Origin of the sequence: Sphingobacterium endophyticum, assembly GCF_009733535.1 — a bacterium.
In the GTDB taxonomy this organism is placed as follows: Bacteria; Bacteroidota; Bacteroidia; order Sphingobacteriales; family Sphingobacteriaceae; genus Sphingobacterium; species Sphingobacterium endophyticum.
The window spans coordinates 534,831-551,871 of sequence record NZ_ML771899.1 but is presented as its reverse complement, the minus strand read 5'-3'; the positions used below and the strand labels follow the sequence as shown (position 1 = coordinate 551,871).

Genomic DNA, 17,041 nt, shown 5'->3' with positions numbered 1-17,041 from the left:
TCTTCTTCGTTTTATCCTTTGACCTTTATGATCTGTGCCATTAATTCAGCCTCACTCACTACCTTGTCACCGACCATTCCTACTCCTTTCATACGCGCAATCCCCCTACGGATTGGCTCCAATAACTCACAGCTGAAAATAACAGTATCCCCCGGTACAACTTGATTCTTGAACCTTGCATTCTCAATCTTCAAGAATAATGTTAACCAGTTCTCAGGGTCTGGAACAGTGTTTAACACCAAAATACCACCCGTTTGTGCCATTGCCTCAATCTGCAATACACCCGGAAATAAGGGAGCCCCAGGAAAATGACCCATGAACAAATCTTCATTCATCGTCACATTCTTTAGTCCTACCACATGTGTCTCCGACAGTTCCAATATCTTGTCAATCATCAAAAATGGCTGACGATGAGGCAAAATATTCATAATCTGAACAGTATCATATACCGGTGGGGTATTCGGGTCATAAACCTTTACATTCTTTTTATTGCGTTCACGTTTCATCTGCCCTTTAATTCGCTTTGCAAATGCAACGTTCGCCGCATGTCCAGGACGTGCCGCCATGATATGTCCTTTAATAGGTTTCCCAACCAATGCCAGGTCACCAATCATATCTAGTAATTTATGTCTTGCAGGCTCGTTTTGATAGCGTAATGAAATATTATTTAAAATACCTTCTTGAGCCACCTCTACCCTTTTATGAAATAAATCCTGCAATTTATCAAGTTCCCCTTCTGAAACTTCTTTATCAACAATAACTATCGCATTGGACAAATCACCTCCTTTTATTAGATTTTGACTTACCAAGGCTTCCAACTCATGTAGGAAACAGAAGGTTCTTGATCCTGCAATTTCTTTACTGAATTCATCTAAATTACTGATCGAGGCATGCTGACTTCCCAATACTGGTGAGTTAAAATCAATCATACAGGTTATACGGTAGCCATCAACCGGCATTGCTACGATTTCAACCTTATTTTCTGCGTCAGTAAAATGAATATTGTCCGTAACTTCGAAATAATCACGGTCTGCATCTTGATCCTGAAAACCTACTTCTTGAATTTTCTCAATAAAGATTGCTGAGCTACCGTCTAATATCGGAACCTCAGGACCATCAATTTCAATCAATATATTATCCAATTGCAAGCCTACTAATGCCGCCATTAAATGCTCAATAGTACTCACCGATGCACCGTTCTGAGAAATTGTCGTTCCTCGTGCCGTGTTGGTTACATTATCAGCATCTACATTTACAATCGGTTGACCATCTAAATCTACTCGTTTAAATTTATACCAGTGGTTTTCAGTAGCTGGTTTTAATGTGACATTTACTTGCCTACCAGTATGAAGACCAACGCCCGAAAATTGGACGTCAGATTTAATGGTTCTCTGTTTTACATTCATATCTAACATTAGTATTTTGCAAAAAAATTATCCTGTAAAGTTAGCTATTATTTTTATCATTTAACTGCCTCTCCAACTCTGCAATGCGCTTTTCAAGCTCCGGAAGCTTAGAATATAACACTTGAGAGCGAAGTTCATTATTATATGGAAATGCCGGACTTCCGCCCCATTTCTTGTTTTCTTCTGTAATCGATCGGTTGATTCCAGATTGCGCCTGAACTTGTGAACCCTTTGCAATGCTAATGTGACCCACAACGCCAACTTGTCCTCCTAATACAACGTTAGGTCCGACCTTTGTGCTACCGGAAATTCCAGTTTGTGCCGCAATTACTGTATTGTTGCCAATCTCAACGTTATGGGCAATCTGAATTAGATTGTCCAGTTTAACCCCTTTCAAAATACGTGTAGAGCCCATTGTTGCCCGATCTACAACCGTATTTGAACCTATCTCTACATCATCTTCAATGATAACGTTACCTATTTGTGGGATTTTATCATAAGATCCATCTTCCTTTGGCGCAAATCCAAATCCATCACTCCCAATGACTGACCCCGCATGGATAATTACCTTATTCCCAATCACACAATCCTTATATACCTTCACTCCAGGCAACAAAACCACCTGGTTTCCAATCGTTACATCGTCTCCAATATATACTTGTGGATAGATCTTAACCTTATCTCCGATTACAACATTCTTACCAATATAGCTAAAGGCACCAATGTATGGTTCCTTGCCAATCGTTGCCGTATCGTGGATATAAACTTGTTCGTCAATCCCGCTTCGCTCGTTACGCATTTCATCATATAGCTTTAATAGCTCAGTAAATGCTGTGTAAGCATTTTTAACCCGAATTAAGGTGGATTTTACTGGTTTTTGTAAAACTAAATCCTCATTGATTACAATGATTCCTGCCTCAATTTCGTATATATAGTGTTCGTACTTTGGATTCGCTAAAAAAGTCAAACTGCTCGATACGGCCTCTTCAATTTTTGAAAGCTGATCAACTACAGTGGAAGGGTTCCCTTCTACTTGTCCTTTAAGTAATGTCGCTATTTGTTCCGCGGTGAATTGCATTAAGTAATACTTGTATTTTATATGTTTATAATCATTTCTTGGCCTGATGTTATCAGACCTATCTCCTTAGGGTAAGTAATGGCATATTTCTCTACTCGCCTAGATAAGGATTCAATATTCGACAAATCCGAAGCTTCTGCAATGTCCTGCAACTGCCCATCTTTCATCATCACACAGATTTTGCTCACCGAAGAATCATAGGCATTATTACCAATGGTCTGCTGGTAAACAAAATAGTCCAATTCATCTCCTTCCACTGCAAATTTTTCCTTTACCCTTTCTTTTAACTCTGAAACATAACTTTCAGAAAAAGGAGTGTTGCTTAATTCCGTTCGGAACAATTCCCGACGGATAATTTTTGAACATAACATACTCAAAATTAGATCTTCATGGTCAGCCCAAATCTTGATCGCTGATAGAATATCTGTGTCGTCTAAACGAGTAAACCATTCTAAATGCGACTCGTCCGACAGGAATGTCAATCTATCTATCTTATTGTTCAAAAAATGATCTAAAGCAGGAGTAGCAAACAGTTTAACTCCTTGATTGCTTAACTCTTTAGCTCTAGTAAGTGCTTTAATCAGCATTTGTTCCGCAGCTATAACTGTCTTATGCAAGTAAACTTGCCAATACATCAACCTTCTTGCTATCAAAAACTTTTCTACAGAATAGATCCCCTTTACTTCTACCACCAGTTCATCATCCTTTACATTCAGCATCTTAATAATGCGATCAAAGGATATGACACCTTCAGAAACACCTGTAAAAAAACTATCTCTATTTAAATAATCCATCCGATCTGTATCTAATTGACTAGAAACCAATTGATGTAGAAACTTCCGATGGTATTGATCATTAAAAATTGTTATTGCTAGATTCAATTGTCCTTTAAACTCCAAATTCAATTTATCCATCAACAACGCTGAGATTATTTCATGTGAAACACCTTCAACTAAAGTGTGTTCCAAAGAATGGGAAAATGGTCCATGCCCTACATCATGTAATAGAATGGCTGCCAATGCAGCTTCTTCTTCCTCAGCTGAAATATCAACTCCTTTACCACGCAAGGTTTCAATAGCCAGACTCATTAGATGCATTGCACCTACAACATGCTGAAAACGAGTATGTAATGCCCCTGGATAAACCAAATGGGTCATACTTACTTGTTTAATATATCGTAGTCTTTGTAGGTAAGGATGCTGAATCAAGTCATAAATAAATCCGGACGGGATCGTAACAAAACCGTAAACAGGATCATTTATTATTTTTTTCTTATTCAAATGCCTAAATAGTGATTAAAATCTCGCCAAAACCATACGTATAAACCGCTATAACATGGCTAAGATACGGGCAAAGATACATACATGGTACTTAATAAATGTTAAAAAAAATCCAAAAAAAGTCAATTATTTAGGTTTTACCTACTTTCAGTTACTTTTAACTTAGCTGAATAACTACAAACTGTCAATTACATATGCTTTTCAAAGATTATACAGCCTGTTTTTATGAAGCTAACCACAAGATAATCAGCTACAAAAATTATTAAAACCAAATATCTAAATAATCAGCATCATTTCTACATGCAAACCAAATTTTCATGCTCACATTAAATTGTTTTGTCACAAAACCATTGATAAAACTTCTAAAATCCGAATTCATACTCCATTTTCTGGATAAGATCACATTTTATTAGCTGAGTTACTTCGTATTTATTTTAGTGCCTTTCCTTGGGCTTGGCTTTGGTATTGCTCGTGTTTCGCTCGTGTCTCATCCGCAGCATGTTATGACATTGTCCACAGCTCGTCCGCTCGTGAGCGGACGAGCTGTGGACAACCGCTGGACGAGATGTGGATGAGACACGACTAAAACACGACTAAAACTAAAGTCAAATACAAATGAAAACACCAAATACTCTTACAACTCATTTGGTTAAATGCCAAATCATCCGAGAAAGGAAACGATTACTAAATGAAAAAGCTGTAAATTAGCGTTCATAAGGATTGACACATGCAGAAAATACATATACTTTGGGCCGATGATGAGATTGAGTTTTTAAAACCTCACATCTTATTATTGGAACAAAAGGATTATAAAGTTAAAACAGTGAATAATGGTTCAGACGCTGTTGAGGCATTCCAAAATGAACCCTTTGACCTTGTCTTTTTAGATGAGAATATGCCTGGGCTGACTGGATTAGAAACTTTAGATAAACTAAAGGCGATTAATCCTTCAATTCCTACAGTTCTTGTGACAAAAAATGAAGAAGAACATTTGATGGAAGATGCTATAGGTGCTAAAATTGATGACTATCTCATCAAACCTGTCAATCCAAAACAAATCCTCCTTACCATCAAAAAGTTTACGGAAAACAAAAGGTTAATTTCCGAACGTACATCCATGGCCTATCAGATGGATTTTCGCGAATTGGGCATGCGAATGAATGATAACCTGAATTTTAAGGAGTGGGTTGATGCCTATAAAAAACTTCTATATTGGGAACTTTCATTGGAAAAACTCGAAGACGCAGGCATGCACGAGATCCTAACCATGCAGAAGTCGGAAGCAAATCTTCTATTTTCTAAATTTATTGAAAAAGAATATTTAAGCTGGATCAAAAACCCAGATCAGGGACCAATCCTATCGCATCAGCTATTTAAGAAGAAAGTTTTCCCAAAAATGGAACTCGAAAAGCCGACTTTTTTCTTTTTAATTGACAACCTAAGGTACGACCAATGGAAAGTTATCAATGAGGTTATGACCGACTATTATCGATTGGATGAAGAGGATAGTTATTATAGTATTCTACCAACTGCAACTCAATATGCTCGGAATGCTATTTTCAGTGGACTTACTCCGCTAGAAATGGAAAAAAGATTTCCCAAGGAATGGCAGAATGATGATGATGAGGGTGGAAAAAACCTTTATGAGGATGTCTTCCTTGCCGATCAAATCAAAAGAGTGTATCGCAAGGATATTAAGCATAGCTATACCAAGGTTATTACCATGGACCAAGGAAAAGAAGTTCTTGAAAATATAAACAAATACATGATGAATGATCTGAATGTACTTGTTTATAACTTTGTAGATATGCTTTCCCATGCTCGAACTGATATGGCGATGATTCGTGAGCTTGCAAATGACGAAGCTGCCTATAGATCGCTTACCCTATCTTGGTTTGAGCACTCTCCGTTATTGGATGTATTGAAATGGCTATCACAAAAATACGTCCGGGTAATAATTACTACGGACCATGGTACGATACGCGTAAAAAAACCAAGTAAGATTATTGGTGACCGCAACACCAACACCAACCTCCGATATAAACAGGGCAAAAACTTAAACTACATAGACAAGGATGTTTTTGTGATAAAAAATCCGCTCGAGGCCCAATTGCCGAGAGTACATATGAGTTCAACTTATGTCTTTGCTAAGGAAGATACTTATTTTGTCTATCCTAACAACTACAATCAATTTGTCCACTATTTCAATGGCACTTTTCAACATGGGGGCATCTCATTGGAAGAAATGATTATCCCTTTTATTACGTACAGTCCAAAATAAGTAAAGCATATCAAAATGGAATTTAAAGTTGCAAATCCAGGATCACTTCCTGATGCGGCGAAATGGCTAATCGAGCAAAATCCTGACAAAAGAGTATTTGTTTTTCAGGCAGGAATGGGTGCTGGAAAAACGACATTTATTAAGGCTATCTGTGAATACCTGCATGTGGAGGACAGCACCTCAAGTCCTACTTTTTCCATCGTCAACGAATACAGTTCAGAAAATGGTCCGGTTTATCACTTTGATTTTTATCGATTGAAGGACGAGCAGGAAGCTTATGACCTGGGATACGAGGAATATTTCTATTCGGGTGATTATTGTTTTATTGAATGGCCGGAGAAAATCCCTAATTTAATCCCTGAAGATGCTGCAATTGTAAAAATAGAAGTCGCTGAGGATCAGTCCAGATTGATAAAAATCAAATAAATTATATTTCTGCTGCAACCCTTTTAGGCCTAGTTGCGTCTTACAAGAAACCACATTGAAATTGGAGCCTAAAAACGTGATACATATATGGGAGAAATGCAAGTCGAGAGATCGGCAAGCTCAAACTGAGCTATATAAAATATTTGCACCCAAAATGTATGCGATCTGTTTAAGGTATTCGAGAGATCAGGACGAAGCGAATGATATCCTTCAGAACGGTTTCATCAAAGTCTTCAGTAAATGTGAGCTATTTGAAGGCAAAGGTTCTTTAGAAGGATGGATACGCAGGGTGATGGTGAATACAGCCATCGAGAATCATCGGAAGAATAAAGTAAAGTTTATTTCCACAGATGATCTGTCGGGACATGATATGGCACTGTCGAGTCCCTCTTCTCTAACAAACCTTAACTATAAAGACCTTCTTGAATTGATAAAAAAATTACCTATTGGATATCGGACAGTTTTCAACCTATATGCCATAGAGGGATATAACCATAAGGAGATTGGAGAAATGCTGGAAATTAGCGAAGGCAGCTCAAAATCTCAGCTGTCTAGAGCAAGAAGTTGGCTCAAAGATCGAATAGAAAAAATGGAGGAATTAGGAATATGAAAGATCAAGATTTAGATAAGTTATTTTCTGAGGGGTTTAAGGACCAGGAAGTAACTCCACCGGCATCGGTTTGGGAACAAATCGAAACTCAGCTTGATGAACAAAAGGTTCTGCCTATTCAAAAAAGAAATAAACTCTTTATTTGGACCATAGCAGCATCCATGTTGCTAGCCTTGGGGATTACGGTAAGCATCTCTCTTATGAAAGATAATACCAATCCTAAGCAAGCTGAATTTGCGGCTAAAGCACCTGAACCAACTAATGACCTGGAAGATAAATCTGAAACAACCTTAGATATACCGAGAGAACCCAAGGTACAAAATGAGGAAATTCAAGTGGCAACAGTAATGCCCTCTCGAGTTAAGAAACAGGCTATAAAAACGAAGGCTCCGGAACTTTCTCAACCTAATGTAGAGAAAGAAAGCAAGTTGATTGTTTCAGTTGAAAAAGAACAAAAACGTCAAACGCCAATCCTTGTAAAGGAAATGTCGCTTGAAAGAAATATTGAATTGGATGAAATAGATCAGGACCAAATTGAACTGAGCGCTGTAGAGGTTGCACCAATTCAACCGCTGGTCAATATCATTGAACAAGAAGATGTCATGTATGCTCAATCAGAAGAGAAACCAAAGAAAAAGCAGACCATCTTTACCAACATTTTGAATACACTCACTGAGAACTTGAATCCATTGGATAAATCCGTTAAATTCAGTTCCGATGAAGAAGGAAATATTAAAATAGATTTACATAACAGTATAGCCAAAACCAGAAGATAATATGAATATTAAGACCATTTTACTCAGTTTATTTTCAATAAGCATGATGGCCGATGTTGCCCAAGCACAGGATTCGACAACGGTAAAATCAGACACGAGTTGGACAAAGGACATTTACCTAGGGGTAGGTAAACAGGATGCTAATGAAAAGGATGGAAAGAAATATCCAAGGACCTATGGAGGGATAACGTTTACCAGAATTGACTGGGGATTTTCAAGATTATCGGACAATGGTAGTTTTACGCTCTCTGAAGGAAACCAATTTTTAAGCTATAAAAAAGCTTCAAATTTTGGGTTTGATATTGCACAAATCGGGCTTCGATTCAATGATCAGTTCAAGGTATATCTATCAACGGGTTTCGAATGGAATTACTGGAGATTAAAGCAGAATGTCCTTCTCTTAGAAAACGTAAGTCCCCTGTCCTATGATGAATTGGATGAGAGCAATAATTATTCTAAAAACGTATTTACGTCGACATATCTTCGTGTACCTTTATCTTTTGAATGGAGGAGCCGTCAATTACACAATGGAGAGCGTATAAAAATTGCTTTTGGAGCTATGACCGGGATATTATTAAAAGGTACACAGCGATTGAAGAGCGATGCTGGGGGAAAACAGAAGTTCAAGGATACCTATAATCTTCAGACCTTCCAATACGGACCGTTTATCCGGATAGGCTATGATGATTTCGGATTGTTTGCCAAATATTATGTAAACGACCTATTTGAGAAGAGCCCTGCCCAAGAAGGTGTCAGAAACCTGGCATTTGGGTTGACCCTCGGTTTTTAATAGTAAAAACGATTCTTAAACTGTATTTTTGTGTCGGGTTCAAAAAGCCCGACATTTTTTATGGCTCAACAATCTAACTCTTGTCAATATATATTTACTGATGTTCAAAGACCTGATCTTCCACTCATTCATGGGGAGGATGTATCCGGAGTATTTGAGGGAAATATTGTAGTTACTGCAGTTAACCATGTAAATTTCAGTATTGAAGAAGGGAAGATAACTGCAATAATTGGAGAGTCTGGAAGTGGAAAGAGCACTTTGTTAAAACTTATCTATGGACTTTTGGAGCCCAACTCCGGAGAAGTTAGATATCGAGGCTGGTTGGTACCAACGCGAAAGGACAAATTGATTCCTGGGCATGATTCCATGAAATTAGTATCACAAGGTTTTGATGACTTAAACCTCTATGCCAAAGTATGGGATAATGTGGCGTCCCAGATGTCCAACATTAATTTAGAACGCAAAGCAAGGAGAACTCAAGAAGTCCTGGAACAATTGCGGATTGACCATCTGGCACAAAAAAGGGTGGCCGACCTGAGTGGGGGTGAAAAACAGAGGGTTGCCATCTCGAGAGCATTGATTAATGATCCAGAGGTGCTTTTGATGGACGAGCCTTTTAACCAAGTAGATGCGGCCTTCCGTGACGAACTTCAACAAGACATTCAGAATATTGTTGCAAATACGGGGTTGACAGTTATATTGGTTTCTCACGATCCAGCTGAAGTCTTGGCTATGGCCGATTATCTATTGGTGATGAAAGCTGGTGAAATCGCTGACTATGGCAATCCAAAAGAATTATACAGTAAACCAAATACTGCCTATACCGCTCGTCTTCTTGCAAAAAGCAATGTATTGGCTCCTGAGAAAGCTGCTCTATTGGGAATTGAAAGTTCAGGATTCATTTCTATTTTACAAGAGAATATCAGCTATGAAATTGATGAGGGTGCCGAATTCTGGATTAAAGACTTTAAATTTCGTGGTTTTTATAATGAATTAATATTAGGAAACGATGAACTAACACTTCATATGATTCAATTTCCAAGAGCAGAGGTCAAAAAAAATACGAGAATAATAATTCTCGTATCATCTTATCATTCATTCCAGTAGGAAATTTATTTTTTGACTGTTTTCAACCAATCGATCATGGTAGCAAACCAATCCCTGCTGTCAGTCTTGTTAATCAATCCAAATCCATGTCCACCTTCTTCATAGGTAAATAATGTGTTAGGAATATTATACGTGTTTAATGCTTTTTGGTAGTTATAGCTATTTGCAATTGGAACTGCCTTATCATCTTTTGCGCTCATTAAGAATGTCGGTTGATTGGTTTCATCTACCTGTTTTTCCAAGGAGAACAGCTCAACATCCTCAGGTTTAACATCAGGTCCTATCAGATTTTGCTTAGATCCACCATGAGTAATTGCATCATCCATAGAAAGAACAGGATAGCAAAGAATGGAATAATCAGGTCTTAAATTTGCATTGGCGAGTTCTTCAGTTTGCGGTTTTTCAAAAAAGTTTGAAAGCGTTCCAGCAAGATGTCCGCCGGCTGAAAAACCGATAACGGCAACCTGTTTTCCGGGATTTTCCTCACGAATTTGAGCGATGGCATATTGCGCATCCTGCAAAGGTCCAAAGCGCTTATCCTCCATCAGATCAGCTTTTGGCAATCGATAGAATAAAACATAGGCCGAATATCCCAAATCATTCAAACGTTTGGCAACATCATGACCTTCATGATTTATGGCTACACCTGCATAACCACCACCAGGAATTACCAAGAACACTAGGTCTTTCTTTTCCAGCTTTGCTTTGTGAACATAGAGTTTTGGTTTATCAAGTTCTTCAAGTTTGTCAACTTTTACTTTAGACTTCGGTATTTCTTTGGTACCATATAAGTATCTCATCTGCCCGGTATCTTGGGCTTTGGTATGCCATGCAATCATGCTTAAAACAAATAGGATTAGGTATTTTTTCATAGTTTATAAATTCGCCATAACGATTAGATTCAGATCTTTACAAGGAACTTGAAACTTTTCGCTCATGTCTTTGTTGGTTAAATTTCCATGATAGATATAAATTGCACTTCGGATACCTTGATTAGCCCAGATCATATTGTTCATACCACCGGACTCACCAATTTCTAGAAGAATTGGAGTAAATATATTGGTAAGCGCATAAGTTGCGGTTCGTGCTACTCTAGAAGCGATATTCGGCACGCAATAATGAATAACGTCATATTTTCTAAAGGTTGGTTTTTCGTGGTTCGTTACCTCGGAAGTTTCAAAGCATCCACCTTGGTCAATACTTACATCGATCAGAACAGAATTAGGTTTCATTTTGGAGACTGTATCCTCAGAAATTAGACAAGGCGTTCTCCCATTTTTAGCTCTTACAGCACCGATAACGACATCACAAGTACGTACGGCTTTATTTAGCACAATGGGTTGGATGACTGATGTAAATACCCGGCTTCCTACATTACTCTGTAGCCTTCTGAGCCTGTACACCGAACTATCAAATACTTTTACCTGAGCCCCCAAAGCGATTGCTGTCCTAGCCGCAAATTCGCCAACCGTTCCGGCTCCGATAATCACCATCTCCGTTGGTGGAACACCAGTGACCCCTCCCAACATTAATCCCTTCCCATCAAAAACATTTGAAAGATATTCTGCCGCAATCAGTACCGACGTGGCACCCACAATTTCACTCATTGCTCGAACGACAGAAAGATGACCACCTTCATCCTGCAAATATTCGAATGAAAGGGCGGTAACTTGCTTTTTCATTAAGGCTTTTAGCACCTCAATACTCATTAATGAAGGTTGCTGTGAGCTAAAAAGCACTTGTCTGTTTCTCATCAGATCAATTTCCTTCAGCGTAGGGCTCGATATTTTAATGATGATATCAGCTTTAAACACCTCTTTTTTATCATGCACAATTCGGGCACCCTGTTCGCTATAATGATGGTCCAAAAAATTGGATGCATTTCCCGCTCCAGATTCCAAGATGATTTCATGGCCGTTTTCCACCAAAAGACCAACGGACAAAGGAGTTAAGGCTACACGATTTTCCTGAAAGGTGTTTTCCTTAGGTATACCGATGATTAAACTCCCTTTTTTCCTCTCCTTAGACAGTAATGCTTCTTTAGGTTGTAGTATCCCTTCTTGGGCTAACTTTGATACATTTATCATTTACGTAAATATAATGCAAGTTAAAAATACGTAATAATATTTCAAGAAATAAAGCTTAAACGATTATATTTGATTATTATTAGATTATTAAACTGTATTAATCGTAAGTTTACAAACTAACCCGTTACGATGAAAATAATTAAGCCGTTGAATCACATAAAGATAGTTCCTAGATGGATTATTTTCATGTTTGACATTGCTGTATCTGCCTGCGCTTTTCTACTCGCCTTCACGCTTTATAATAATTTCAATGTAGATTCCTTCTCGAAAACGGACTTTTCGATTGAGTTCTTATTCTGCATGGCACTTACTTCAATTTCATTTCTAGTATTTAAGCTATATAGTGGCATCGTAAGGTACACATCAGCCGTAGATTCTATTCGAATATTATCGACTATTGTGTTTACCTCCATTATCATGTTTATTGCTAAACTGATATTTATTGCGTTACAAATCCCACTTAATATCCCGACTAACCTGATCATTATCTATGCATTATTTGCATTTACAGGTTTAACGACCTACCGTACCTGTATCAAGATCTTCTTTCAGTACACCAAATCTACCCGTAATGGCAGGAAAAACGCCATTGTTTATGGAGCTGGTGATTTAGGGATTGCTGTAAAAAGGACTTTTGAACATGATTTTCGTTCAGAAAAGACCATTGTTGCGTATATCGATGATAATGATGAAAAGATTGGAAAATCTATTGATGGATTGAAGATCTACTGTTCCAAAGATTTCTTGAGGGCAGTAAATAAATTTGGTGTTGACGAATTAATCATTGCTTCCTCAAACATCGATATTGATGTGAAAAATAAAATTATTGATGAGGCTTTGGAGAACAATGTTACTGTCTTGACATTACCTCCAGTAAGTAAAATCATCAATGGAGACCTATCCCCTGCACAAATCAAACAGATCAAAATTGAGGATCTATTGGAGCGTGCACCTATTCAAATATCGAATGAAAAGCTATTGGATCAATTACGGGGAAAACGTGTATTGGTAACAGGAGCAGCAGGATCAATCGGGAGTGAGATATCCAAGCAATTGGGCAAATATGAACCCCAAATGATCATCTTATGTGATCAGGCAGAATCTCCGTTACATAACCTACAACTAGATTTACAGGATCAATTCAAGAATCAAATATATCATACCTACATTGCAGACATCCGGAGCGAAGAAAGAATGCGGTTATTATTTGAGACCTTCAAGCCCCATTACGTCTATCATGCTGCAGCGTACAAGCATGTACCGATGATGGAGAACCACCCTAGTGAGGGTGTAAAAACCAATGTATTTGGCACCTATCTGTTATCAAATTTAGCTGTTGAATTTGATGTTCAAAAATTTGTCTTTGTATCCACAGATAAAGCAGTCAATCCTACGAATGTAATGGGTGCAACCAAGCGAATTGCTGAGAAATATGTACAATCATTAAATAATTTCCTTACAACAGTTAATGGGATTAAATCGACTCGATTTATCACGACCAGGTTTGGAAATGTATTGGGATCAAATGGTTCGGTTATTCCAAGATTTAAGGATCAGATTGAAAAAGGCGGTCCGGTTACAGTTACCCATCCTGATATTACACGGTATTTTATGACTATCCCTGAAGCTTGCCAATTGGTTATTGAAGCAGGCAATATGGGGAATGGCGGCGAGATCTTTGTATTCGACATGGGTAAGTCCGTTAAGATCGTTGATCTTGCCAAGAAAATGATTCGTCTTTCAGGCTTTACACCCTTTAAGGATATCGACATTAAATTTACAGGCCTGAGACCGGGGGAAAAACTGTATGAAGAGTTATTGAATGACCTTGAGAACACAATGCCGACCCACCATGAAAAGATCATGATTGCGAAAGTTCGTGAGAATGATTTTGAATTGGTAAAAACAGAAATACATGCTCTTTCAAAGGAACTAGAGAGCAACAATAATATAAATATTGTCCGTCAAATGAAAGTGATGGTCCCTGAATTCAAAAGTCAAAACTCCATATACGAGCAATTGGACAAAGAAAAGTTAGTTAATATCAATCCATAAGGCTATTAAATATTTTTTCTAAATTATTGCAAGTAATCTTTAAAAGTGTATTTTTGCGTTCCGTAATCTATTAAAACTAAGAATGTCACAAAATAATCAAAACGGTCCTTCAGCGGTGAGAACAGGTCCAAAGAAGTCATTTTTTCAAGAAAATGAGAAGAGTATCATCTTTATAGTAGCAGGAATCGTGGTATTGATTCTATTATATTTTGGATACCAAAAACTATATTTAGCGCCAAGAGCAGAAAAGGCAGCTAACCAAATGTATCAAGCGGAATATTATGCAACGATTGACTCTTTACAGAAAAAAGCAATTGATGGTGATGGATCATTTCCTGGATTCAAAGAAATTTCAGATGAATATTCCAACACTAAATCAGCAAATATTGCCAATGCATATTTAGGAGGACTTTATTTACGTCAAAAGAATTTCAAAGAAGCCATTAAATATCTGGAACAATATTCAGAGACAGGCAGCGAAGTTCTTGATCCATTAGTTATCGGATTATTAGGCGATGCATATTCCGAAGAGAAGATTTATGATAAAGCTTCTAACTACTATAAGAAAGCAGCTGAGAAAAGCAGCAATGCCTACACGACTCCACTTTTCTTAAAGAAACTTGGTTTAGTTTATGAAGAATTACAAGATTACAAGAATGCTGAGGCTACTTATCAAAAAATCAGAGATGAGTATCCAGAAAGTTCTGAGTCTACTACCATTGACAGCTTTATTGCACGCGTTCAAGCAAAGCAACAGTAGTTTCTCTTGCATTTAAGGTCAAAGCTTAATCAACAAAAATATTTTAATTAACTTTGAGGGCTGCCAAAAGGTAGCCCTTTTTTCATTCTTCATTTTTTTGGAGGAAGGTATATATTAATACAAACTTATGTCAAGTAGCTTAAAAAATCTTTCAGACTTTTCACATTTACAGGTTGGCAATGCTGAAAATCTAAAGTTTGCGATTGTGGTTTCACAATGGAATGCTCAGATTACAGGAGCCTTATTGAATGGCGCGTATCAAGGATTATTAGACCATGGAGCAACAGAGGAAAACATTGAGTTGATTGAAGTTCCTGGAAGCTATGAATTGATTTCAGGTAGTGATATTGCATTGCGAAATAAAGATTTAGATGCAGTTATCACTTTAGGCTGTGTCATTCAGGGCGAGACCCGGCATTTTGATTTTATCTGTGATGCAGTGGCAAATGGCGTCGCAAATGTTGGATTAAAATATAATAAACCAGTCATATTTGGCGTGCTGACAACAGATAATGAACAACAAGCCTTAGATAGAGCTGGGGGTAAACATGGTAATAAGGGTGAAGAAGCTGCCATTACGGCGATTCAAATGGCATTAATTCACAAAAAATATTAATGGTATTGTTTTTGATAATTAGGTAGTTATGAAACACAAGGCACATACGTACAGCATAATCCAATCATTCCCAATTTGATTTTGGTTTGCAATCTATTGCACGTAGTGAAACCCACTCTTATTATTTCAAAAATTAGTATTATGAAAAAACAGAAGAATATAGTTTTCTATATCTATTTAATATTTACGGTCTTTACATTTGCGCCAGCCATGATATTAGCACAGTCTAATAGCATCGTTGAAAAGATATGGACTGGTGTTGGAGGTAAAAACAAATGGGAGAGTACGAAGTACATCATGTTTACCGTTTCGGGAAACAGCAAATACCCAAGCATTAGCGGAAGCAGAAAATTCCTTTTGGATAAGCAATCTGGAAATGTTCGTTTCGAAGGTACCTTGAACAATGAAAATGTGGTAGCACTTTTGAATGTTCAAAACCAAAAGTTGAGCCATGTATATGATGAAAATGGAGCGGAGGTATCTATTCAGGAATACAAAGAAGTATTACCAGATCTTATTGGGCAATACAACATAGACTTGAAGGTGCTTTCATTGCCTATCAGTATCATGTCTTCTAATATTAGTCCACAATCCAGCAATAAGATAATCAATGCTGAAAAACTACAAAAACTAGAGTTCTCAAATTTTTTGGGAAATTCAGGCAGTTTCTATGTGAGTGAAGAATCTGGATTGGTTAAGAGAATTGATCTTGACAACAAGAGCTATCTTGTTAATGGCTATAAAGATATTGGGAACGGTTTGATCCTACCAACAACGTTTAAGGCTAGTTCAGATAGTATCACCTATCAAAAAGTAGCCTCCTTTACGGAAATGGAACCGGAAAAATTTAAAGAATTTTAAAATCAAAAGCAGGAAAGTCGTCCAAATTGGACGACTTTTTTATTTATAAGCTGTTTATTAAATTAGTATTTTTAATAGATCATTGAGCAGTATTCAATTGATTTACAAAACAAATCACATGAACAAATCAACACTTGAAGAAATTGAACAACGTTTTGATGCGGATGTAGAGCGATTTTCGGATCTGAATACGAGTCAAGCAAACACGTTGGATGCTGTATTCAATATGGAGCTGATAACGGATGGTATTAAAAAAGTTTACCCCAATCTTAAGCATCTTTTGGATATTGGATGTGGTGCTGGAAATTATGCTATTAAGACTTTGATGAAAACCAACAATCAAGTCAATGTAGATTTGGTGGACCTTAGCCAGAATATGCTTGACCGAGCAAAACAAAGAGTATTGGAACATACAACAGGCGAAGTCAATATCTTTAAGGGAGATTTCAGGACCGTTGATTTAGAGGCTGAAAAATATGATGTAATTATTGCAACTATGGTGCTGCACCATTTGAGGGATGACCAGGATTGGGAATCTACCTTTCAAAAATTGTATAGCTTATTGAAAAAAGGAGGAAGCATCTGGATTTTGGATATGGTGGAACAAAGTAGTCCTAAGATGCAAGAATTGATTTATTATGATCGATATGGTGATTTTTTGACACAACTAAAAGACAGATCCTACCAGGAGCATGTATTTGCCTACATAGAAAAAGAGGACTCACCTAGGCCATTGGTATATCAATTAAATTTGTTGGAAAAAGTTGGTTTTAAACAGGTGGATGTATTACACAAGAATTTGTGTTTTGCGTCTTTTGTTGGTTTTAGGAAATAAAAGAGTTGACCTTTTACAGAAAAACTCCGATTGCAGACTGATCAATCGGAGTTTTTTAAAACAAAATATCCCT

General features: G+C 37.4%; 16 protein-coding genes. 11 read left to right on the top strand and 5 right to left on the bottom strand.

Annotated elements, in window-relative coordinates; genetic code table 11:
• Window positions 1–11: 11 nt before the first annotated feature.
• Genes E0Y80_RS02415 through E0Y80_RS02405 form a run of 3 tightly spaced genes read right to left on the bottom strand, consistent with a single transcriptional unit; the run spans window position 12 to window position 3,764 of the window.
• Complete coding sequence (locus tag E0Y80_RS02415; protein ID WP_197091460.1) at window positions 12–1,406, bottom strand: bifunctional UDP-3-O-[3-hydroxymyristoyl] N-acetylglucosamine deacetylase/3-hydroxyacyl-ACP dehydratase; 1,395 nt, start codon at window positions 1,404–1,406, stop codon at window positions 12–14.
• 40 nt (window positions 1,407–1,446) lie between these two features.
• Complete coding sequence (gene lpxD, locus E0Y80_RS02410; RefSeq protein WP_156305805.1) at window positions 1,447–2,484, bottom strand: UDP-3-O-(3-hydroxymyristoyl)glucosamine N-acyltransferase; 1,038 nt, start codon at window positions 2,482–2,484, stop codon at window positions 1,447–1,449.
• A gap of 17 nt (window positions 2,485–2,501) precedes the next feature.
• A complete protein-coding gene (locus E0Y80_RS02405; protein WP_156305804.1) occupies window positions 2,502–3,764 on the bottom strand; it encodes an HD domain-containing protein in 1,263 nt (420 codons plus the stop codon).
• Window positions 3,765–4,491: 727 nt separating this feature from the next.
• On the opposite strand from E0Y80_RS02405, the gene porX reads away from it, so the two are divergent.
• The 6 genes from porX to E0Y80_RS02375 all read left to right on the top strand — a co-directional run bounded on the left by porX (window position 4,492) and on the right by E0Y80_RS02375 (window position 9,754).
• Window positions 4,492–6,045 carry a T9SS response regulator signal transducer PorX gene (gene porX, locus E0Y80_RS02400; protein WP_156305803.1) on the top strand — a complete coding sequence of 518 codons (1,554 nt, stop codon included), beginning with the start codon at window positions 4,492–4,494 and terminating at the stop codon, window positions 6,043–6,045.
• A gap of 15 nt (window positions 6,046–6,060) precedes the next feature.
• A complete protein-coding gene (gene tsaE, locus E0Y80_RS02395) occupies window positions 6,061–6,471 on the top strand; it encodes a tRNA (adenosine(37)-N6)-threonylcarbamoyltransferase complex ATPase subunit type 1 TsaE (RefSeq protein WP_156305802.1) in 411 nt (136 codons plus the stop codon).
• 76 nt (window positions 6,472–6,547) lie between these two features.
• A complete protein-coding gene (locus E0Y80_RS02390; protein ID WP_231595890.1) occupies window positions 6,548–7,081 on the top strand; it encodes an RNA polymerase sigma factor in 534 nt (177 codons plus the stop codon).
• Entirely contained in the window at window positions 7,078–7,857 is a 780-nt protein-coding gene (locus tag E0Y80_RS02385; protein WP_156305800.1) for a hypothetical protein, read from the top strand. Before E0Y80_RS02390 ends, E0Y80_RS02385 begins: the two co-directional genes overlap by 4 nt.
• Window position 7,858: 1 nt before the next feature.
• The gene (locus E0Y80_RS02380; RefSeq protein WP_231595889.1) at window positions 7,859–8,647 is read left to right on the top strand and encodes an outer membrane beta-barrel protein; all 789 of its coding nucleotides are present in this window, start codon (window positions 7,859–7,861) and stop codon (window positions 8,645–8,647) included.
• 60 nt (window positions 8,648–8,707) lie between these two features.
• The gene (locus tag E0Y80_RS02375; protein ID WP_156305799.1) at window positions 8,708–9,754 is read left to right on the top strand and encodes an ABC transporter ATP-binding protein; all 1,047 of its coding nucleotides are present in this window, start codon (window positions 8,708–8,710) and stop codon (window positions 9,752–9,754) included.
• Window positions 9,755–9,759: 5 nt separating this feature from the next.
• Here the strand turns inward: E0Y80_RS02375 and E0Y80_RS02370 are convergent, their stop codons facing one another.
• Both E0Y80_RS02370 and E0Y80_RS02365 read right to left on the bottom strand, forming a co-directional pair.
• Window positions 9,760–10,626: an alpha/beta hydrolase gene (locus E0Y80_RS02370; protein ID WP_156305798.1), complete on the bottom strand. Its 867-nt coding sequence runs from the start codon at window positions 10,624–10,626 to the stop codon at window positions 9,760–9,762.
• Window positions 10,627–10,629: 3 nt separating this feature from the next.
• Window positions 10,630–11,841: an alanine dehydrogenase gene (locus E0Y80_RS02365; RefSeq protein WP_156305797.1), complete on the bottom strand. Its 1,212-nt coding sequence runs from the start codon at window positions 11,839–11,841 to the stop codon at window positions 10,630–10,632.
• A 129-nt stretch (window positions 11,842–11,970) separates the two neighbouring features.
• Between E0Y80_RS02365 and E0Y80_RS02360 the strand changes: the two genes are divergently transcribed.
• The 5 genes from E0Y80_RS02360 (at window position 11,971) to E0Y80_RS02340 (ending at window position 16,968) form a co-directional block, all read left to right on the top strand.
• Window positions 11,971–13,896, top strand: coding sequence for a polysaccharide biosynthesis protein (locus E0Y80_RS02360; RefSeq protein ID WP_156305796.1), 1,926 nt, complete (start codon window positions 11,971–11,973; stop codon window positions 13,894–13,896).
• An 82-nt stretch (window positions 13,897–13,978) separates the two neighbouring features.
• On the top strand, window positions 13,979–14,656 hold the full coding sequence (locus E0Y80_RS02355; RefSeq protein ID WP_156305795.1) for a tetratricopeptide repeat protein: 678 nt from the start codon (window positions 13,979–13,981) through the stop codon (window positions 14,654–14,656).
• A 127-nt stretch (window positions 14,657–14,783) separates the two neighbouring features.
• Window positions 14,784–15,272, top strand: a complete 489-nt coding sequence (ribH, locus tag E0Y80_RS02350; RefSeq protein ID WP_156305794.1) for a 6,7-dimethyl-8-ribityllumazine synthase — start codon at window positions 14,784–14,786, stop codon at window positions 15,270–15,272.
• A gap of 141 nt (window positions 15,273–15,413) precedes the next feature.
• Complete coding sequence (locus E0Y80_RS02345) at window positions 15,414–16,133, top strand: hypothetical protein (RefSeq protein ID WP_156305793.1); 720 nt, start codon at window positions 15,414–15,416, stop codon at window positions 16,131–16,133.
• Between the two features lie 118 nt (window positions 16,134–16,251).
• Complete coding sequence (locus E0Y80_RS02340) at window positions 16,252–16,968, top strand: class I SAM-dependent methyltransferase (protein WP_156305792.1); 717 nt, start codon at window positions 16,252–16,254, stop codon at window positions 16,966–16,968.
• The last annotated feature ends 73 nt before the right edge of the window (window positions 16,969–17,041 follow it).